The sequence below is a fragment of the Chitinophagaceae bacterium C216 genome (assembly GCA_028485475.2).
GTDB classification, from domain to species: Bacteria; Bacteroidota; Bacteroidia; order Chitinophagales; family Chitinophagaceae; genus Niabella; species Niabella composti.
In genome coordinates this window covers 1,021,710-1,041,584 of sequence record CP144143.1, presented here as the reverse complement: position 1 = coordinate 1,041,584, position 19,875 = coordinate 1,021,710, and the positions used below count along the sequence as shown (strand labels likewise).

General features: G+C 41.2%; 19 protein-coding genes. 5 read left to right on the top strand and 14 right to left on the bottom strand.

The features are described 5' to 3' along the window. Positions 1-28: 28 nt before the first annotated feature. Positions 29-517, top strand: coding sequence for an META domain-containing protein (locus PIECOFPK_RS04300; protein WP_409966592.1), 489 nt, complete (start codon positions 29-31; stop codon positions 515-517). A 75-nt stretch (positions 518-592) separates the two neighbouring features. Here the strand turns inward: PIECOFPK_RS04300 and PIECOFPK_RS04295 are convergent, their stop codons facing one another. Continuing rightward, positions 593-1,105 (bottom strand): hypothetical protein, encoded by a 513-nt coding sequence (locus PIECOFPK_RS04295; RefSeq protein WP_330973175.1) that lies wholly within the window; start codon positions 1,103-1,105, stop codon positions 593-595. Positions 1,106-1,393: 288 nt separating this feature from the next. Continuing rightward, entirely contained in the window at positions 1,394-2,764 is a 1,371-nt protein-coding gene (locus PIECOFPK_RS04290) for a M20/M25/M40 family metallo-hydrolase (protein ID WP_409966591.1), read from the bottom strand. 178 nt (positions 2,765-2,942) lie between these two features. Between PIECOFPK_RS04290 and bshA the strand changes: the two genes are divergently transcribed. After that, a complete protein-coding gene (gene bshA, locus PIECOFPK_RS04285; protein WP_330973173.1) occupies positions 2,943-4,070 on the top strand; it encodes an N-acetyl-alpha-D-glucosaminyl L-malate synthase BshA in 1,128 nt (375 codons plus the stop codon). 45 nt (positions 4,071-4,115) lie between these two features. On the opposite strand, the gene PIECOFPK_RS04280 is transcribed toward bshA, so the two are convergent. After that, a complete protein-coding gene (locus tag PIECOFPK_RS04280) occupies positions 4,116-5,921 on the bottom strand; it encodes an ABC transporter ATP-binding protein (RefSeq protein ID WP_330973172.1) in 1,806 nt (601 codons plus the stop codon). 219 nt (positions 5,922-6,140) lie between these two features. Between PIECOFPK_RS04280 and hflX the strand changes: the two genes are divergently transcribed. The 3 genes from hflX (at position 6,141) to PIECOFPK_RS04265 (ending at position 10,007) form a co-directional block, all read left to right on the top strand. Beyond that, a complete protein-coding gene (gene hflX, locus PIECOFPK_RS04275; RefSeq protein WP_330973171.1) occupies positions 6,141-7,328 on the top strand; it encodes a GTPase HflX in 1,188 nt (395 codons plus the stop codon). A 44-nt stretch (positions 7,329-7,372) separates the two neighbouring features. Further along, positions 7,373-8,587, top strand: coding sequence for an ATP-binding protein (locus tag PIECOFPK_RS04270; RefSeq protein WP_409966590.1), 1,215 nt, complete (start codon positions 7,373-7,375; stop codon positions 8,585-8,587). Positions 8,588-8,816: 229 nt separating this feature from the next. Beyond that, positions 8,817-10,007: a stage 0 sporulation family protein gene (locus tag PIECOFPK_RS04265; protein ID WP_409966589.1), complete on the top strand. Its 1,191-nt coding sequence runs from the start codon at positions 8,817-8,819 to the stop codon at positions 10,005-10,007. Positions 10,008-10,017: 10 nt separating this feature from the next. Here PIECOFPK_RS04265 and acpS read toward each other — a convergent pair whose 3' ends face one another. The 11 genes from acpS to PIECOFPK_RS04210 form a co-directional block, all read right to left on the bottom strand. Beyond that, positions 10,018-10,392 carry a holo-ACP synthase gene (acpS, locus tag PIECOFPK_RS04260; protein ID WP_330973168.1) on the bottom strand — a complete coding sequence of 125 codons (375 nt, stop codon included), beginning with the start codon at positions 10,390-10,392 and terminating at the stop codon, positions 10,018-10,020. Between the two features lie 29 nt (positions 10,393-10,421). Continuing rightward, positions 10,422-10,652, bottom strand: coding sequence for a membrane protein insertion efficiency factor YidD (gene yidD / locus PIECOFPK_RS04255; RefSeq protein ID WP_330973167.1), 231 nt, complete (start codon positions 10,650-10,652; stop codon positions 10,422-10,424). Continuing rightward, complete coding sequence (gene rnpA, locus PIECOFPK_RS04250; RefSeq protein WP_330973166.1) at positions 10,627-11,028, bottom strand: ribonuclease P protein component; 402 nt, start codon at positions 11,026-11,028, stop codon at positions 10,627-10,629. Before rnpA ends, yidD begins: the two co-directional genes overlap by 26 nt. Positions 11,029-11,128: 100 nt before the next feature. Further along, on the bottom strand, positions 11,129-11,284 hold the full coding sequence (gene rpmH / locus PIECOFPK_RS04245) for a 50S ribosomal protein L34 (RefSeq protein ID WP_330973165.1): 156 nt from the start codon (positions 11,282-11,284) through the stop codon (positions 11,129-11,131). 145 nt (positions 11,285-11,429) lie between these two features. Beyond that, complete coding sequence (gene murI / locus PIECOFPK_RS04240; protein ID WP_409966588.1) at positions 11,430-12,272, bottom strand: glutamate racemase; 843 nt, start codon at positions 12,270-12,272, stop codon at positions 11,430-11,432. 78 nt (positions 12,273-12,350) lie between these two features. After that, entirely contained in the window at positions 12,351-12,893 is a 543-nt protein-coding gene (locus PIECOFPK_RS04235) for an OmpH family outer membrane protein (RefSeq protein WP_330973163.1), read from the bottom strand. A gap of 126 nt (positions 12,894-13,019) precedes the next feature. Beyond that, positions 13,020-13,532: an OmpH family outer membrane protein gene (locus PIECOFPK_RS04230; RefSeq protein WP_330973162.1), complete on the bottom strand. Its 513-nt coding sequence runs from the start codon at positions 13,530-13,532 to the stop codon at positions 13,020-13,022. Positions 13,533-13,684: 152 nt separating this feature from the next. After that, positions 13,685-16,423 (bottom strand): outer membrane protein assembly factor, encoded by a 2,739-nt coding sequence (locus PIECOFPK_RS04225; protein WP_330973161.1) that lies wholly within the window; start codon positions 16,421-16,423, stop codon positions 13,685-13,687. 191 nt (positions 16,424-16,614) lie between these two features. After that, a complete protein-coding gene (locus tag PIECOFPK_RS04220; RefSeq protein ID WP_330973160.1) occupies positions 16,615-17,364 on the bottom strand; it encodes an isoprenyl transferase in 750 nt (249 codons plus the stop codon). A gap of 56 nt (positions 17,365-17,420) precedes the next feature. Further along, on the bottom strand, positions 17,421-18,956 hold the full coding sequence (locus tag PIECOFPK_RS04215; RefSeq protein ID WP_409966587.1) for a S10 family peptidase: 1,536 nt from the start codon (positions 18,954-18,956) through the stop codon (positions 17,421-17,423). Between the two features lie 18 nt (positions 18,957-18,974). Next, a complete protein-coding gene (locus PIECOFPK_RS04210) occupies positions 18,975-19,865 on the bottom strand; it encodes a hypothetical protein (protein WP_330973158.1) in 891 nt (296 codons plus the stop codon). Between the last annotated feature and the right edge of the window lie 10 nt (positions 19,866-19,875).

The window sequence follows — 19,875 nt, the reverse complement described above, 5'->3', positions numbered from 1 at the left end:
AAGATTTTATTACATTTAAAAAAACTATATGAAAAAAAATGTTTTCCACATAGCAATACTGCTCTTAGCATTGACAGCATTTCATTGCAGTTCTCCATCCAGAAGTACCACTTCGGGAAAAACCGAAATTATAACAGAGACCATCATTCCTAATACCGCTACCAAATCTTTTCAGAAGGAGCTAGCAGGCACGTGGAATGTATTATCCATGCGGCGGCAGGCAAAAGCGAAGCAAGAAACACTTAGCGGTGTTTCGCTTACATTCAACGAACAGGATAATAAATTCAACGGCAAAGCTCCCTGTAACTCTATTTTCGGAACAGTACAATTAAATGGCTACAGCATTCGTTTTCAGGAAGTGGGCGCCACTAGGATGGCCTGTGATAAAATGGAGCAGGAGACAGCTTACCTAGAACTTCTACAAAATAGAATCAGCTCTTTTAGCATAGAAGGCAGCAAACTATATTTAAAAGATGTTGCCTCCAATATTGTCCTAGAATGCGAAAGAGCTAAATAATTCTCGGTATACTTAATAAGATGGCTCATGATACTAAGTACCATGAGCCATCTTATTTTCGATTTTACGTACTACTTAAAATTCGTCAAGACTAAATCCATTATCGGCAGCGAATTTTATCTGGGCGTTATTGAGATTGGTCATAATATCTTCCTGAGCATTGATAAGATCAGCCATTTTCTTAACGGCACCCTCACGTTGCTCCTCATCTTTTGCTTCACCAATGTCTTTGTACGCTGTGTAAATACTTTTAATGTACTCAAAATAACGCACAGCCATTGTTTTAAAATCTTCTGCACCATTTCCCACAGCCGGAATATTCTTTAGTGCCTTGATTTTTACATCAAGAGTGTCCTCCATCACTTTTGCCGATGCTGCGATTCCGGCAAAATTATTCTTATCGCTACGGGCTTTTATTTCAGCTTCCGCTTTTAGTAAGGGCTCTGAAATACTTTCTTCAATTTCAAGTACCTTTTGGTAATATTCTTTTGCTGTTGCAGGTTGATCCCCACTATTAGTATCTTTTGATTTACAGGAAATGGCCGCCACCATCACCACAGATAAGAAAAATACGGCAATTGATTTCATATCGATTTGCTTTTCAATAAATAAACTAATAAAAATAAACTACTGCAAATACAGTGCTTAAAATGTAAAAGTAACAGAAAACTACCTTAAAAAAAGCTCTATTGTAGAAAACACCCGTTTCATCGAATTATTAGGGCTGTTCATCGAATTTCAAAGGAAAGCACCATGTAATTTATGCAACTTTGTACTGTCAACCACGAAATAAATCCGTACCCTAATAAAATTCTAGAACAACCCGTATCCTATTGAAAATTAGAAGCCGTCTATGAAAGGTGGCTTTTTTTCTTTTTAAAACCCGTATTGATCGATCAGATATATTAAAGCGACCATATTCACAGCGCCCAACTCTAATTCTCTCTTGTTCACAGCTTCAAATACATCGTTGGAGGAGTGATGCACATCAAAATAGCGCTGAGAATCGGGCAAGAGTTCACACAACGGTGTGCCCAACAATGGCTTCAGTGGTGAAATATCAGCACCCCCGCCACCCGCGATAAACTCATTACATCCGTAGGGAGCGATGAGCGGTAACCATCGTTTGGCTTTATCCAATTGTTCTTTACTACAATCAAAGCTAAATGCTCTTGGCGTAAAACCTCCAGCATCACTTTCTACGGCAAATATGTGCTTTTCTCCTTTGGCTTTGGCTTCCTCTGCATATTTCCTCCCTCCTCTTAGGCCGTTTTCCTCATTAGCAAAGAGCACAAATCGAATAGTACGTTTAGGGGTATAGTTCAAAGCCTTCAAAGCTCTTAAAACTTCAATAGTCTGGGTCACACCAGCACCATCGTCATGAGCACCTTCACAATTATCCCAGCTATCCAAATGTCCTCCGATGGTAATGTACTCATCAGGGTACTCATTTCCCTTAAGCTCTCCGATAATATTATGCCCTTGCACATCGGGCAAAAAATGTCCATTAGTCTTTAGAACCACTTTAAGTGCAGCTCCCTGTTCCAATGATGCAGCCAACCAATCCGCATCTTGTAATCCTATAGCCACTGCCGGTATCTTCGCATAAGCACTGTCATAGAAAAGCGCACCAGTATGAGGTACATTATCGATACTATGGCTCATGCTACGTACAATAACTCCCACGGCCCCGTATTTTGCTGCCAGTGAGGGCCCTCTACTCCGATACTTTACAGCATCACCATATGCATCAAATGTTCTGACAAATTTGGGATTGAATTTATAATTGTAGAATACAATTTTGCCTTTAAGCTGATCTTTTTTCATCTCTAATTCGTCAAAATCCCGAATGAGCACCACCGGAGCTTCTAATGGCTTTCCTCCTGTACCTATAGTATTACCCAATGCTATCACCGCGAGCTCTTTTTCTTCCTTATTCGGTAATATAGCCCGCGCTTCGTCCGTACCACCACGAACCCAGCGAGGTACCATTACCGGCTGTTTATAGGTTTTGTCACTCCCAGCTTCTTGTAACAAACGATAACCCCATTCCTCTGCTTGATACATTTGCTTGGAACCGGCCAGACGGGCGCCGATGTTTTTGGTTAGGTCGCGAAGATGATCATAGGCTTTTCCATTGGTTAGTATTTCATCCGCAAGTTTCCTGATAAATGCAGCGTCTTTATCCTGCGCATGAGTTATATCGCCTAAAAATAACAGCGATATGAAAAACAATTTTCTTAGCATACTGTTATGATTGTTTAAATTTTTATAAAGATAAGACAAAGGGCATAGCATGCTGGATGTTTAAAATATTAACAGTAGAGATACGAAGCCTATCACATATAAAAAATCTTATCATTCATTACACGATAAAAACAAGCTTAAAAAGAATTAATAGCAACAGAACGTTTATCTTTATCTTATGCGAATAGGAATTGTTTGTTACCCGACATTTGGTGGTAGTGGCGTTTTGGCTACAGAATTAGGAAAAGCATTAGCGGAAAAAGGACATCTTGTGCATTTTATTACCTATCAGCAGCCGGTAAGACTCAGCATGTTCATGCCTAATATCTTCTATCATGAGGTACAAGTGCCCACCTATCCCTTATTTGATTTTCCTCCGTACGAAACGGCATTAGCTAGCACCATGGTAAATGTAATTAAAACAAACAATCTGGACCTCCTTCATGTGCACTATGCCATTCCGCATGCCTCAGCAGCCTTTATGGCAAAAATGATCTTACAACAGGAAGGGAAAGATATCCCTGTAATCACCACGCTGCATGGCACTGATATTACGTTGGTAGGAAAAGACAAGATGTTTGCCCCCGTTGTATCATTTTCGATTAACCAAAGTGATGTCATTACCGCAGTATCGGAAAACCTTAAAGAAGAAACCTATGCCACTTTTGACATTCAGAAAGAGATCGAAGTAGTATACAACTTCGTAGATGTAGAACGGTTTAACCGTAAACCATTAGATGCATTTAAAAAAGTACTAGCCCCTAACGGAGAAAGAGTAATACTCCATGCTTCTAACTTTCGACAAGTGAAGCGTATTGCCGACGTGGTGCAGGTTTTTAACGAGATACAAAAACAAATTCCTGCTAAACTATTATTTGTAGGAGACGGACCCGAAAGACAAAACGCAGAAGAACAGGGACGCGCTCTGGGCATTTTTGATAAGATGATTTTTGTAGGGAAGCAGGAGCAAATTGAGGATGTATTTGCTATTGCCGACTTATTTTTACTTCCTTCCGAATACGAAAGCTTTGGGTTGGCTGCATTGGAAGCTATGGCCTCCAAGGTGCCTGTAGTGTCTACCAACGCAGGGGGATTAAAAGAAGTAAATATTGATGGCGTTTCGGGTTATACAGCGGAGATAGGAGATATTGAGACAATGAGTGCAAGGGCATTGGATATTCTTCGTGATGAAGCCACTCTTCAAGGTTTCAGAGAGCGCGCCTTTCATCACGCACAGCAATATCATATCAGCAATATTATTCCGCAATACGAAGCCATCTACCGTAGGTTCTGTAAAGATTGTTAGCCAATAGAGGATAGAACATTTAATTAATACATGCAGGAATTGGCATTACACCATTTCCTGCATATCTACTAGCTTACGATAAATACCGTTTTCTATCTGCATCAGTTCATGATGCTTACCACGTTCTACAATTTCACCTTTATTCAATACTACTATCTCATCAGCATTCCGAACGGTACTCAGTCTGTGTGCAATCACGAGCGAAGTGCGGTTCTTCATCATTTTGTTGATGGCGTCCTGTACCAGACGTTCACTTTCAGTATCCAGCGATGATGTAGCCTCATCGAGTATCAGAATAGGTGGATTCTTCAACACCGCACGAGCAATGGTCAAACGCTGTTTCTCTCCCCCACTTAATTTAGTACCTCTGTCGCCAATATTGGTATCGAATTTTTCGGGTTTGTTTTCAATAAACTTCAACGCATTCGCTACCTTGGCAGCATTTATTATTTCTTCCATGGTAGCATTGGGGTGCGCTAGAGTGATATTATTGGCAATAGTATCATTAAACAAAATCGGCTCCTGGCTTACAATGCCAATTTTATCACGTATCGATTGTATACTATATTCCTTAATGTTGATGCCATCCACTAAGATCTCACCTTCTGTTACATCATGAAAGCGGGGTACCAAGTCCGCCAATGTACTTTTTCCGGCACCACTACTACCCACCAATGCAATGGTTTTACCTTTAGGAATCACCAAATTGATATTCTTAAGCACTGGCGTATCGTTGTAAGCAAAAGATACATTACGGAATTCGATGGAATGTTCAAAAGACTGTAGCTTTTGCGTTCCTGTATCTTCGATCTTAACTGGAGTGTTTAACAGATCTTCGATGCGCTCAACAGCTGCAGCTCCGGCCTGTACATTAAAGAACGAAGAAGACAATGCCTTGGCCGGATTGATCATCATGGCAAACATGGCAATAAATGCAATTAGATCCCCCGGGTTCAACGCATCGCGGTTAATCAGATTAGCACCAAAATAAATCACAATACACAAAACAATTACACCCAACAACTCTGTAAGTGGTGAGGCCAAATCGCGCCTGCGCGACATTTTTTTAGTAATACCTAGCACCATATTATTGAGTGAAGTGAACCGCTTATTTACAATTTCCTCTGCACCAAATCCCTTAATAATTCTTATACCTCCTAGTGTTTCTTCCAGAATGGAAAGTGTTTCACCTACTTTTACGGCTGCCGCATTACTCTGACGCTTAAGGGCACGACTGATACGACCTATAACAAAAGCCGTCAGCGGCAGCAATACTAATAGAAACACGGATAAGCTGGGACTAAGCCATATCATCGCCACCAGATAACTGATTACCATGATAGGGTCTTTAATCAATCCTTCCAGAGCATTCACAATAGAGCTTTCCACCAGGCCTACATCGTTGGTCATACGACTCATGATATCGCCCTTGCGCTGCTCAGAAAAATAACCTACCGGTAAAGACAATACCTTAGCATACATATCATTCTTCAAATGAATGATAATGGAGCTTCTTACCGGTACCGAAATCAGTGAAGACAGATATATAAATAGATTCTTTAAAAAGATAGCTAGTATAATAAATCCGCAGCAAAGTAATACGGCAGCCATCTGCTGGCCCTGATCTACCAGCTCAATTAATTTATTTCCTAAAATATGTCCTCCAGGAATTTTCCTTAAAATGGTTTCGCCCCCAAATCCATCAACCTTAAAAATAATAGACATTAAAGGAGCCAGAAGGGTCAACGAGAACACAGATAAAAGGGAAGCCAATATGGTCATCGATACGTACAAAAAAATCTTCCCTTTGTACAATCCGATATACTTAAGAATCCGCTTAAATTTTTTCAATTTCCTTACTAATTTTAAAACGCACAAAGGTAATTATTTACAACCGGTTTTTGCTATTTCCGTTCATTAATACGTTATCAATATACAATACTCCTCGGCGCATGCGAACATAATAGGGCCAATCTTAAAATTATATTAAAAGTTTTCCATATACAGCTGCATGATAAAGGACTTTCCACTCAATCATGATCGATACTCGTTAACTTTGCGAATACAATTATGATAGAAAACAAGAACATTATTCAGGATAACGAGCGGGCTGTTATTGTAGGCGTAGTACAGAAGAATCAGACCGAAAGACAGGTAAACGATTATTTGGATGAGTTAGCATTTCTGGCAGAAACCGCCGGTGCCGAAACCAAAAAACGTTTTATTCAGAAACTCCAACATCCCGATTCCCGTACTTTTATCGGAAAAGGTAAGCTGGAAGAGATCCGCCAATATGCGGTAAACAATAATATTAATCTCGTAATTTTCGACGATGAATTATCGGGGGCTCAAATCAATAATATACAAAAAGAGCTGAAAATAAAGGTTATTGACCGTTCCGACCTGATATTGGACATTTTTGCCCGTAGAGCCAAAACCGCACAAGCCCGTACACAGGTAGAGTTGGCACAATATCAATATATCTTACCCCGCTTACGCGGTATGTGGAGCCACTTGGAACGTCAAGGAGGTGGTATTGGATCCCGTGGACCCGGTGAAACCGAGATCGAAACCGACCGTCGTATCGTAAGGGATAAAATCACTTTGCTGAGAAAAAAGCTGGCCGAAATAGAAAAACAGGCGTACACCCAGCGCAAAGATCGTGGTGAATTTATCCGTGTAGCACTGGTGGGCTATACCAATGTAGGTAAAAGTACAATTATGAACCTATTAAGCAAACGCGAAGTATTTGCCGAAAATAAACTATTTGCCACGTTGGATACAACTACCAGTAAAGTAGTATTTGAAAACACTCCATTTTTATTAAGTGATACGGTAGGATTTATCAGAAAACTCCCTCACCACCTTATCGAAAGCTTTAAAAGCACACTGGATGAAGTGAGAGAAGCGGATATTTTACTGCATGTAGTGGATATTTCTCATCCCAATTATGAAGATCAATTAGCTGTAGTAAATAAAACATTGCAAGAGTTGGATGCGGCCGATAAGCCCACCATTACCATCTTCAATAAAATGGACCTGTACGAAGCTCAAACATTCGACGAGTGGCTGAGCGATGAAACAAAAGAAGAAATCTTGCGCGATCTGTACGAACGCTGGCAGCACGAATTACAAGGCAATGTAGTGTTTGTTTCCGCTACAGAGCGCCGCAATCTAGATGGTCTTAGGTCCACCATCTTGAATAAAGTAAAAGAACTGTATCAGATAAGATATCCTTACAAAACCACTTTTTACTAAGCCTTCTGCAGTGTTAATTACATCAATTCCCCTTACCTTGCAGTATGCAGTTTAAAGATGTCATAGGACAACCTGTGTTAAAAACTGAGCTTACACAGCTAATGCAAGAAAACCGGCTGGCGCACGCTATGCTCTTTCTGGGTAAAGAAGGAAGCGGAGCCCTGCCACTAGCTATTGCATTTGCCCAATATATAGTTTGTGAAAAAAATACTCCAAAACCCGCGGTCCCTGTAGGGCCTAGTCTTTTCGGAGAGGAGCTGCCCGCTGAGTCGGAAATTGCTACCGAGTGGCAGACCGACGCCTGTGGTGTTTGTGCTTCCTGTCTTAAAGCCGCTGAGTTGCAACATCCGGATATCCATTTCAGTTATCCAGTAGTAACCAAAAAATCGGGAACACCGCCTATCAGTACCGATTACATTGCGGAATGGAGGTCTTTTATCAAAACCTCTCCATACGGTAATGTATACGACTGGCTACAATTCATAGGCGCCGAAAACAAGCAGGGTAATATTACCGCTCATGAGTGTAATGACATCACCCGAAAACTCAACCTGAAAAGCTTTGAGGGCGGATATAAAGTATTGATTATGTGGATGCCCGAGTATTTGGGCAACGAAGGGAATAAATTGTTGAAACTCATTGAAGAGCCTCCGGAACGCACCGTTTTTTTATTGGTAGCCGAAAATGAAAGTCAGATACTGCCCACAATTCTGAGCCGATGTCAGCTCATAAAGGTACCACAGCTTAGCAACGACGACATAAGGCAGGCTTTAATAAGCCGTAATAATACCGATGAACAAACGGCAGCACGTGTGGCTGCTATCAGCGAAGGTAACTACAGAGAAGCCCTGCATATGGTGCAGTATACTAATGAAGACTGGCACAATTTGTTGAGGGAATGGCTAAATAGTATATTAAAAAATGGCCCCCTAGCTCAGGTAAAATGGGTAGAAGAAATTGGACAGCTAGGGCGAGAAGAGCAAAAACAATTCCTTCGGTATTTCAATCATTTAATACATCTGGCCATACGCATACAGGTGCTACCTCACTTGGCAGAGCAATATCCAGAAAAAGAAAAAGATTTTGCCCTGCGCTTGAACAAATTTACAGGCATTGAACAACAGCAAGCTATCGTCGAAGAATTGGATAAGGCTTCCTATTATATCGAAAGAAACGCCCATGGCAAAATGTTGTTCATGGCACTTACACTAAAAATTTATCATATCATTCAGGACAAAGTTGTACTTTTGGGCGATTGAGATACATTGGTAAGTGAGTTTGGATAACAAAATTTTTGAGGAAAAGGCAACGGAGAGAAAGAGCGAATTACGTGTTAATCATACCGTTAAGGTTTGCATATTTGAATAATAATAAGCTGTATTTCAGCTTTTTATACATATAAATTGCAGCAACAACTAGCTGTCTATATTGTATTTTACGCCACGATTTCGCATACTTCCTCCCGTTATTTTTAATAAGATTGCAAACATGGGCTGTACTAACTGTGGTACTGCTAACGGCAGTAAACCAAAAGGTTGTAAAAGCAACGGGGGTTGTAGTACCGGTGGCTGCAATCGTATGAATACATACGATTGGCTGCGTAATTTGCCCATAGCCGATGCTGACGATTACTGCAATGTAGTAGAAGTCAGCTTTAACAAAGGTTCCCGAAAAGATTTTTTTAGAAATACCACATTACAATATTTTGAAAAAGGCGACCTGGTAACCGTAGAAGGGGTTGGTGGTTTTGACGTGGGCGAAGTTTCTCTTACGGGAGAGATTGTGCGCTTGCAAATGAAGAAGTACGGCGTTAGTGAAATCAATACCGACATGAAAAAAATTCTGCGACCGGCAACTGAGCGCGACCTAGAACTTCGACGCATCAACAAGGCTCGAGAGCCAGAAGCGCTGATTCGAAGCAGAGCCATCGCACGCCAAATGAACCTGGACATGAAAGTAAGCCAGGTAGAAATACAGGCCGACGGCAGAAAAGCCACCTTCTACTATATTGCCGACGGAAGGGTAGATTTCAGAGAGCTGATTAAAGTGTATGCTGCCGAGTTTAAAGTGAAGGTTGAAATGCGCCAAATTGGTGCACGACAGGAAGCCGGAAAAGTGGGTGGTATCGGAAGTTGTGGCCGCGAACTTTGCTGCGCCACTTGGCTCACCGATTTTAAATCTGTCAACACCTCAATAGCCCGCTACCAAAACTTGTCCATTAATCAGATCAAACTGAGCGGTCAGTGTGGGCGTCTGAAATGTTGCCTCAACTACGAACTGGATACCTATCTGGACGCATTACAAGCATTTCCTAACGACTGCGATCAGCTGGAGGTAGCCAAAGGCAAAGCCTACCTGATCAAAAAAGATATTTTCAAAAACCTGATGTGGTACGCGCTACCCGATAGTACCAAACAATATCCACTTACCATAGAGCGCGTTAAAAAAATAAAAGAGCTCAATGACCAGAATATTATTCCGGAAGATTTGGAAGCCGTGGAGCTTGCTGTTGCTCAGCCCAAAGAAGTAGAACCGGAATTTGTGGATGTGGTAGGACAAACCTCACTACGTGCCTTGGAAAGAGCCCAGAAAAAAAGAAAACATAAAAAGGGCGGCCACTCGCAACATAAAGCCTCCGGCAATAAACATCAATCCGGAAAGAAAAAAGACCGACGCTAATCTTCAACTTTTAAGCTTCAATTACCACCACAGCAGCGGCTATATTTTTCAGATGGCTGAGAGAGACTTTAACCTTGGATAGATCCAGATTTTCTAATGTTACGGCGGTGGTACCTTTGAGAGCGATCTCGGGTTTACCTGCATCATCCCCCAAAATCAATATTTCATTATAAGCAGTACCATTGGCCCAGCCAGTTCCCAAGGCTTTAAAAAAAGCTTCCTTGGCTGCAAAACGAGCAGCATAATGTTCGTATTTATGGGTCTTAGGCTCGCAATAGGCTATTTCTTCTTCATTAAATACCAACTCTCTGAAGCCCTGCTCTTTTTCGATTTTTTCCCGTACTCGGTCTACTTCTATTACATCCAGCCCGATTCCAGAAATCATGTGGAAAGTTTTAAGGTTATTTAATACGATCAGGGGACGGGATCATACCCACTTCCTCCCCATGGATGGCATCTTGAAATTCTTTTTATAGAAAGCCAAAGTCCTTTAAAAATACCGTACTTCCTAAGCGCTTCTACTGCATACTGCGAACAGGTAGGGGTATAACGACATTTTGGTCCTAACCAAGGAGATATCACCCATTGATAAAGCTTTATCAATGCAATAAAGGGAAGACTACATATTTTGAGTATCCATCGCATTTTGTGAAGAGAATACTTTCTTTAGGAGGTTACCTACACATTCAAAAACCTGTGCGTATGTGGGCATTTCTTTACCTGTATATAAAAAAAACAGCGCTATGGCTTTATTGTTAGCGGCAGCAAAATTTTTTATCTCGTGCTGTTGCAGGCGGTAGGCTTCGCGCATCAATCGCCGAATGCGATTGCGCTGCACCGCTTTTTTAAAATATTTGCTACTCACTCCTACACTGCACTTTACCTCTCCGGAGGAATAAGGTTCTACAAGATACACCAACCGTATTGGATATACACGCACACTTTTCCCTTGTGAAAAAAGCTGCTGCAGCTTTTTTCGACTCTTTAGACGCTGCGATTTAGGAAAAGCGTTGGGTTTCATGCGCTGAAATTACGGTTTACAATTCATCCCTAGATAACAAAAATAGCCCCGAAATCGGAGCTATTCAATGATTTTGTGCTGACTGTATGCTATATGGGAGTTATTTCAATCTTCTTTCGTCAGAAACAGTCAATTTCTTACGGCCTTTTGCACGACGTCTTGCCAATACTTTACGACCATTAGCGCTTTGCATGCGCTTACGAAAACCATGTACAGTTTTACGACGGCGACGATGCGGTTGATAAGTACGTTTCATAATATCTTCTATTTTTCACTTTTACTGAATGAATAGCATGGGAGAACATGCTGAAATTATTCTTAATACCAGGAGACCACCACATCTCCTGTTTGTGAAAGGATGGCAAAGGTAGGGAAAAGTTCAGAAGTTTAAGCCCCCAAATTTAAAACTTTGTGGGTTCGCCTAGGTTTGCACGCTGACTTTTTACCGTTTCTCCAAAAAATAAAGAGCCTTTACGGTCAAAATCCTCGGTAGAATCGGTCGTAAAAAACTGAATTTGGCCATTTTTACTACATTTTTCCTCTATCTCCGGATGCCGCTGTAAGTAATTCTCCAGACTTTGGGCCACTATTTCTCCCTGACTGAGAAGTTTTACAGATACAGGCAAATATTCCTGTATCTTATTGCGCATCAATGGATAATGTGTGCATGCCAATAATACGACATCGATGTTTGGGCCTTTCTGAAGTAAATTATGAATATGCTTTTTTATGAAGTGCACCGTACCGGGATTATCGATTTCGTCGTTCTCGATAATGGGTACCCACATGGGACATGCTTCCTGAAAGGTTTTCACTTCTGGAAAAAACTTCTGAATTTCAATAGGATATGATTCTGAAGCTACGGTTCCCGAGGTGGCGAGAATTCCTACTTCTCCAGATTGAGAATACTCACCAATAATTTCCGTCGTAGGACGTATAACACCCAACACTCTTTTCTGGGGAGCTATTCGCGGCAAATCTTTTTGCTGAATATTACGTAAGGCTTTAGCAGATGCCGTATTGCAGGCAAGTATAACCAGATGACACCCCCGAGCAAAAAACCAATTTACCGCTTCAAGTGTATAGTGGTAGACGGTTTCAAAAGAACGGGCTCCATAAGGAGCTCGAGCATTATCACCTAAATAGATGTAATCATACAGCGGTAGTTGACGAACAAGTTCTCTGAGAACGGTAAGGCCTCCGTAACCAGAATCAAAAACCCCTATGGGCGCCGCCTGCTGCATGTATAAGAAGATTTTGGTCAAAAATAAAAAACCGCTCTTATTTGAGCGGTTTTTATATCGTTATATATCCGAATTCTGTTATTTCTGATTCGAATTATTAGCCGGAGCGTTGTTGGTAGGTATCTTAATACCTAATTTCTGTGCTACAGCCAGAGTAATATCATCTCCGGGAGGAGCTACGATTAGCGCATCTGGGCTCAATACATAAGCATACCCTTTTTCTTTAGCCACGGCGTTTATAGCATCCATCACTTTTTTGTTTAAAGGCTGCATTAATTGAGCTTGCTTAATTTGGTTCATTTGGCCAGCAATCTGGGGCCAGTTTTGTAATTGCATAGACAGATCAGCCAAATCTTTTTCCAGAAGATTCTTTACGGAAGCAGCAGTTTTTGTGTCGCGGTAAATACTGTCTTTTTCTTTGTACTCAGAAGACAATTGTTCGAATCTTGGTCCAATAGAGTCATTCTGATATTTCTGAAGCTCTTGCTGTACCTGCTGAATCTCCGGAAGAGAAAATACCAGGCCTTCTGCATCAACATAACCAATTTTCTGCGCATTGGCGCCGAACACACTTGCAACAACCAATCCTAATGTCAGTGCAAGAAATTTTACTTGTTTCATTTAGTATACTTTTTAATTTTCTAAACTCTGGACAGAACACATCTATACAACGCGTAAGTTAGCTGTACATTGCAGTTCTATCACTTTTGTGTTAATAATAGTTTTTTTAAAATTTTAATTTTAAAATTATTTACGCCGTAGTTCTTTAAGCAGTTCGTCGCTTTTATCCAACTTTGGGTCGGCAAATATAATGGATTTGCCTTCACTTTTATCCAAAATTAAATCGTAACCATTGGCTGCTGCAAGTCTTTTTACAGCTTCGTTGAGTTTTTTCTGCAAAGGCTCCATGAGTTCTAGGCGTTTTTGGAATAAATCGCCCTCAAAACCAAAGCGTTTTTTCTGCAAATCTCGCAACTCCTTTTCTTTGTTAAATAATTCCTCTTCCCTCTTTTTCCTAAGCTCGGTACTCATCATGTCTTCTTCTGCATCGTAAGCCTTATACATTCTGTCCAGTTCTGCTTGTTTGGCATCAATTTCCTTTTGCCAAGTTGCGGCCTGTTCTTCTATCTTCTGCTGCACTTCTTTGTACTCGGGCATCTTTTCAAAAATATAGCGCGTATCAATAATAGCATATCTCTGTGCCGAACTGTATTGTACAGCCAAAAGCGATACCACTAATACAAGTAAAATTCTTTTCATCGTTTTATATTTTAAAACATTCGCTCAGACAGATACGACTGAACTTTTAGGATTTAGTTCAATAAAATTGTCCTTTATTTGACGGCATAAGCCATACCAAAGTTGCTTATCCTTAGAAAGTCTTTCTTTAACAAAGAACCGTAAAATAAAGATTATTCCGGCTCAAAGCCCAGCATGAAGGTAAATTTACCGGAGTCTTTCAAGCCACCGCCAGGTCTCAGTCTGTCTAATCCGACACCGTAGTCAAATCCTAACAGACCAAACATAGGCAGATAGAAACGCATACCCAAACCTACGCTCCTGCGCAACTTGAACGGGTTATAATCCTTGTAATCCCTCCAACCGTTAGCAGCTTCGAAAAAGGCAAGTCCAAAAATCGTACTGCTGGGATTAATCACTAAAGGATAACGAAGTTCTGCCTGATATTTGTTAAATATCGTGAATAGATTATTAAAATCACCGGTATTGGCATTATCGGGGTTAATAGTAGGATCAGAAGTAGCAAAAATCGGATAACCTCTTAGCGCTACTACATCAAATCCGGTAAGTGAGTAGGTATTTTGCAAACCGGCATCACCCAACTGGAAACGTTCGAACGGAGAGTAGCCCATCTTGGAGTTGTAGCGCCCCATGAAACCGTACTTGGCAGCAAACTTCAGCACAAACTGTCTGTCCTTATTTTCCCCTTTAGGACGCCCCAATGGTACATACCAGGTGGAGCTGAAACGCCACTTATGGTATTCCACATTTTTATATTGATCTTCACTGGTTGGCGTCTTCCATAAAGAGTAAGGCGGGGTTGCTTGCACACTCGCCATAATATCGCTACCACTGCGAGGGAAGATAGGATCCGATACTGAGTTGCGTTGTACCGCAATTTTAAAGCTCAGGTTGTTGGAAATACCTGTATTGAACGGCAATCCATATACATCCCCCATATTTTTTACATTATATCGGGTAAGTGCTGCGGTATAAGTGATGTAGAAATAGTCATCGGGCCATCTCAGCTGTTTACCCAATCCAATGGAAAATCCATTTACAGTAAGCGATTTGTTTCTGTCGTACTCGTATCTACCTGTAGTATAATAATTCGAGAAATCGATATTGTAGAATTTACTGTTGTTGTAAGACAGTATCAGTGAGTTTCTCTTCTTACCGCCTAACCAGGGTTCAGTAAAGGCAAAGTTGTACGAACGATAGGCACGTCCGTTAGACTGCACACGAATACTTAATTTTTGTCCATCACCTACAGGTAGCGGATCCCATGCCTCTTTTTTCCAAATATTTCTGATAGAAAAGTTATTGAAGGTTACCCCCAAAGTTCCGGTAAGGCCGATACCTCCACCCCATCCGGCAGAAAGCTCAAGCTGGTCAGAAGATTTTTCTTTAAGATTCCAGTTGATATCTACTGTTCCGTCGCTTTGGTTAGGCACCGGCTGCGGGTTGATGGACTCTTGTTCGAAATAATTCAGTGCATTCAATTCTCTGATGGTACGCATTAGTGCAGTCTGGCTGTACAGATCGCCCGGATAAATACGCATCTCTCTGCGAATTACATGCTCTTTAGTACGATCGTTACCACGAATGTTAATGTTCTTGATGCGGGCTTGAGGCCCTTCCACAATTCTAATTTCGTGGTCGATGGTATCGTTATAGATTTTTGTTTCAACAGGTATGATGGACACGAACAAATATCCTCTATCGCGATAAGCCGTGGCGATATCCTGAACATCCTGGCTCGGCTCCAGCCCCAGCGCCTTATTAAGTACGCTAGCATCGTAAATATCACCTTTGTGAATATTGAGGATCTGATTCAGCAGAGTATCGCTATACACAGAGTTACCTTTCCAAACAACATCACCGAAATAATACTGGCGCCCTTCTTTCACCTTAATATCCACATACATCTTGTTGTTCTGAATTACTTGGGTATCGGCAAGAATCTGAGCATCTCTGTATCCTTTAGAGTTGAAGTATTTTAATACTTTTTCCTTATCCTCTACGTATTTTTTCTGATTGAATTTGGAAGAAGAGAAGAATTTAAACCGGAAATAAGGATCCAATACTTCCAAAGTTTTACTTCCTGAAAGGAATCCCCACTCTTTAGAATATTCATGAAGTCCGTAGTGTTTTTTAGGACCATAGCTGCTTACATATTGCGAAGGGAACAGCGTCATTTTCGTCATTTCTTTAGTTCCCTTCATTTGCTTTTTCAGCTTAATGCTGCGCACATTTTCGTTTCCGAAAAAGTTGATCTCATCAATCTTAACTCTTTTGCCTCTGTCAATTTTTATGGTAAGTGCATTGGAATTTCTGAATACCGGGTCGGGTCTTTCAATCAGATCTACTTTTACACCATAAAACCCTTTTTCTTCATAGAAACCTTTTGTAACATCGATAATATTACGGCGGGTATTTTCAGAGAGGATGGTAGTTTGTTTAGCAATCCCTGTTTTTTTAATCAGCTCTTCCTGCTCACTTTTCTTGGCTCCTTCAAATTTAAAATCGCCCAAACGTGGCATTTCCCGTACGGCCACTTCCAGGTCCACCTGATCGCCGATGACACGGGTAAGATAAATCTGTATATCGGACACCAGTTTTTGCCTCCACAAATTCTGAATAGCTCTGGCGAAAAGATCGGTGCCTGGATAAGTAAAAGTTTGTCCCTTATGTAAACCGGCTACAGATAATAAAATAGAGGAGTCAAGATAAGTAGCACCGGTAACAGTAACGTTCCGTATGGTATATTCCTTGGGCGTATGCGAAGAGAGCCATTGTTCCAGCTGAGGATCAACAGGGGATACGGGTACCGTATCGTTTTGAGCAAAAACAAAGTTTACCGTGGTTATTAAAATAATCGAAACACAAAACCTGAATAAAAAAAAACGCATATGGGGTTTAAATATCGGTAATCAATTTAAGTTTTTGCAAAAGCAGGAAGTTAATAAAACTCACAATACCATCCCACATTTTTCCTCTTGCGGCGGCAAATTAAAGGGAAAAATTGGAAAACCTTGTTAAAATAATACCTTCGCCATACCTCCACAACACGGAATGGGATCTTTTCTATTGCCCACACAGTTTATTGTTCCTGAATTTGTTTTGAAGTTTTTCCAAATCTGCGTTCCCTTATCTGATAGTTCAGCAGGGCCTCATAAAGATTTTTCTTCCGAAACTCGGGCCAACGCACATTCGTAAAATACAATTCGGAATAGGCCAGCTGATACAATAAAAAGTTACTAATCCGGTATTCTCCACTGGTGCGAATCATCAGCTCAGGATCGGGAAACTCACTGGTGCACAAGTACTTCTGAAACACTTCCTGATTTATATTCGCTGCTTGCAGCTTATTATTTTCTACATCGCAGGCTATTTGCTTTACAGCATTTAAAATTTCCCATCTACCACTATAACTTAGCGCCATAATCAGGTTCAACCCCGTATTGCTGGCTGTCAGATTTAAAGCCTCTTGTAACTCTTTCTGCGCATGGGGCGGTAGCATGGTTAAATCGCCTATCACATGCAGTTTTATATTATTTTTATGAAGTGTAACGATTTCCTTCCTGATAGTGGCCACCAGTAGCTCCATCAAACCAGACACTTCATATTCAGGACGCTCCCAGTTTTCCGTACTAAACGCATACAATGTAAGATATTGAATACCGATCTCTGCACAGCCCTCCACTATATCCCTAACGCTTTCCACGCCATGATAGTGGCCGTACAGGCGATCTTCCCCCTGCTCTTCTGCCCAACGGCCATTACCATCCATAATAATGGCAATATGCCGGGGTAGCTTTGAGCGATCTATCTTACTTAGTAGTGCGTCCATACAAAACGGCGACAAAAGTAATTAATAATTAATATAGACAAAGTTTAAAATAAATATCAATATTTTGCTGGTTGAGAGGCGGCCCTAACAGCCTTGCTGATAAAACTACGCAAACTTTCGTTGCTAGTTCTTAAATCTTCTTTCCGAAGATACATCATATGTCCGCTACGATATCCTTCCCAAAACATCCTGTCTTTTAATTTTCCGGAAGGATCCATTTGCCACATATTGTATTTTGCATTGAAATAATCACAGGCACCATCATAATAGCCTGATTGAACCAGTAAATGTAAATAAGGATTTATTGCCATGGCCTTTCGCAGATTTTCTCCGGTCTGATTGTTTTTATTATCCCAAGGCCACACGTTTCCAAACATATTATAAGTAAGGTCCGTCTTGTAATTAAGCTGGTTCCTCAAATACATATTAATGGGAGGGGTAAAAGCATGCAGCCATGCTGTGAGCTCCGCATTAAAGTCGGGACTTTCGCCTGCTACGCGCTTATCGATGCCTTTATAGCGAGAGTCGAGACGCCCAACCGTAAAACCTTCGTCTCTCAGTAGTTCTTTCCAGAATAAATTCGTGCTGATGGAAAGATTATTTTGCAGAATGGTTTTCTCCGAAAGTCCCGAATATCGCGCCATCTTAGCTGCAAGACTTTGCTTCACTCCCGACTCCAAAAATCCGCCTCTATGCATAGCAGGCAGTAATTCGTTCAGTGTGAAATTTTCTACCTCGGGTAATACCTCTATCAGATCTTTTTGCAACAAATCTGCAGGCAGCTTTTTATGGTACCAAGCCGTGGCTGCATAATAGGGCAAGCGTAATGCACTGGCAGTAACGGAACCTCGCTCTATTCCGAGATCGGTAGGAGAAACCTGAATTACCCCGTTCAGATACATCCAATAGTTGTCCTGTAACTCTAAGGCCAATCCCGAAACACGGGTAGTTCCATAACTTTCCCCAATCAAAAATTTGGGGGAGGCCCAGCGGTTGTACCGCGTCACAAATGTATTAATCCATCCTGCCAGATATTTGATATCGGCATTAATGCCAAAAAATTTTTCTTTGGGTACATCTTTGCGGGTGATCCTAGAATAACCGGTATTAACAGGATCTACATACACAATATCCGTAACATCTAGTATGGAATATGGGTTTTCCTTAAAACCGTATGGCTGTACAGGATACCCTTCATCATCTATATTCAGCAATACAGGACCGGTGTAACCAATGTGCATCCATACAGATGCGGAACCCGGGCCACCGTTAAAAGAAATAGTTATGGGGCGGGTGCTTTTATCTTTGATATCGGTACGTTCGTAATAAACAAAGAACAAACCGGCAATGGTTTTACCATCTTCATCCCAAACAGGCATTGTTCCTGCCACAGCTTTATAGGGGATCACTTTGCCATTAATTGTTGCTGTATGATGTGTGACTACAGTAGCATCGGGATCAAACCTCAAATCGCTGGATGCTCCTTTTTTATCATTATCAGAAGATATCTGATTGCCATTGGGGAATTGTGCCCAACCTGCACAGACAAATAAGGCTGTTGCGACCATACTTAAAAAAATGCTTTTCATCATAATAATACTATGCACTGATTATAACCGGTTCAAAAAGTAATATAAATTATGAAAATGATCCACATGATCCGGAGCTGAATTGCCAGCAAAGCCCATCACCGTACAATTACCTTTAGAGGCTTCACTTATCTGTTGCATGCCGCCGGGGCCCCATTTCAATACAGGTCTAATTTCAATATGCAACTGACGTAATAAATAATTAGCAGCTTCGGTGGTACTTACAAAAGTACCGGGAAAGATTTCGGAATGGGTAAATAAAAATTTCTTCCCGGAATGAAGATTTGCTGCTTCGGCGGCAAATTGCACAAAGGGACGCAAACTTATGGAGTCGATCGAGCCACCTTCAGCAAGCACTTTACGTTCGGGAATATAACTAGCGTGCAAGCCATCCAGCAACAGTACGGCATGAACTTTATTAAAAAGCCGCTCTTCCTGTAAAATACTTCTAATGGCTCCGTAACCCGCACTAAAGCCGCTCAATAACAGCCTTTGTCTTTGAAATAGATGGCCATAATGTTTCGAGAGGGCCGTTACGATAGCTCTCTCCAGTTGTTCAAGCAAGGCTGCATTTTTGAACTCATTAGCATACACACCCGATCCTGAGCCCAAATTGATTACGGCTGCAACTACGTTGCCTTTGTATTGCTCTGCTGCGTAGGCTACAACATAAGGCAAGCCATGAAAGTGAATTAACAGGTCTGCCGAAGAAGTTTGCTGCAACTTCTTCGGCACATATACCGTAACCGGCTTGGATAAAATGCTGTCTAGCGTAATTACGGTTCCTGTTGTTATATCGAAAGTAATGCGGTCGTGTTTACGCACCTCTTCCTTCATGGGAGAAGGATATTGAGCCATAGGAGGCGCACTTTGTCCTGCACAGCATGCATAAGCTATGATGCAAATCGCCATGAGCGTGTAT

What these genes read in the sequence shown, in the direction of transcription:
- PIECOFPK_RS04300 (WP_409966592.1), top strand. Translation starts at nt 29, where the DNA reads ATGAAAAAAAATGTTTTCCACATAGCAATACTGCTCTTAGCATTGACA.
- PIECOFPK_RS04295 (WP_330973175.1), bottom strand. Translation starts at nt 1,105, where the DNA reads ATGAAATCAATTGCCGTATTTTTCTTATCTGTGGTGATGGTGGCGGCC.
- PIECOFPK_RS04290 (WP_409966591.1), bottom strand. Translation starts at nt 2,764, where the DNA reads ATGCTAAGAAAATTGTTTTTCATATCGCTGTTATTTTTAGGCGATATA.
- bshA (WP_330973173.1), top strand. Translation starts at nt 2,943, where the DNA reads ATGCGAATAGGAATTGTTTGTTACCCGACATTTGGTGGTAGTGGCGTT.
- hflX (WP_330973171.1), top strand. Translation starts at nt 6,141, where the DNA reads ATGATAGAAAACAAGAACATTATTCAGGATAACGAGCGGGCTGTTATT.
- PIECOFPK_RS04270 (WP_409966590.1), top strand. Translation starts at nt 7,373, where the DNA reads ATGCAGTTTAAAGATGTCATAGGACAACCTGTGTTAAAAACTGAGCTT.
- PIECOFPK_RS04265 (WP_409966589.1), top strand. Translation starts at nt 8,817, where the DNA reads ATGGGCTGTACTAACTGTGGTACTGCTAACGGCAGTAAACCAAAAGGT.
- acpS (WP_330973168.1), bottom strand. Translation starts at nt 10,392, where the DNA reads ATGATTTCTGGAATCGGGCTGGATGTAATAGAAGTAGACCGAGTACGG.
- yidD (WP_330973167.1), bottom strand. Translation starts at nt 10,652, where the DNA reads ATGCGATGGATACTCAAAATATGTAGTCTTCCCTTTATTGCATTGATA.
- rnpA (WP_330973166.1), bottom strand. Translation starts at nt 11,028, where the DNA reads ATGAAACCCAACGCTTTTCCTAAATCGCAGCGTCTAAAGAGTCGAAAA.
- rpmH (WP_330973165.1), bottom strand. Translation starts at nt 11,284, where the DNA reads ATGAAACGTACTTATCAACCGCATCGTCGCCGTCGTAAAACTGTACAT.
- murI (WP_409966588.1), bottom strand. Translation starts at nt 12,272, where the DNA reads ATGCAGCAGGCGGCGCCCATAGGGGTTTTTGATTCTGGTTACGGAGGC.
- PIECOFPK_RS04235 (WP_330973163.1), bottom strand. Translation starts at nt 12,893, where the DNA reads ATGAAACAAGTAAAATTTCTTGCACTGACATTAGGATTGGTTGTTGCA.
- PIECOFPK_RS04230 (WP_330973162.1), bottom strand. Translation starts at nt 13,532, where the DNA reads ATGAAAAGAATTTTACTTGTATTAGTGGTATCGCTTTTGGCTGTACAA.
- PIECOFPK_RS04225 (WP_330973161.1), bottom strand. Translation starts at nt 16,423, where the DNA reads ATGCGTTTTTTTTTATTCAGGTTTTGTGTTTCGATTATTTTAATAACC.
- PIECOFPK_RS04220 (WP_330973160.1), bottom strand. Translation starts at nt 17,364, where the DNA reads ATGGACGCACTACTAAGTAAGATAGATCGCTCAAAGCTACCCCGGCAT.
- PIECOFPK_RS04215 (WP_409966587.1), bottom strand. Translation starts at nt 18,956, where the DNA reads ATGATGAAAAGCATTTTTTTAAGTATGGTCGCAACAGCCTTATTTGTC.
- PIECOFPK_RS04210 (WP_330973158.1), bottom strand. Translation starts at nt 19,865, where the DNA reads ATGGCGATTTGCATCATAGCTTATGCATGCTGTGCAGGACAAAGTGCG.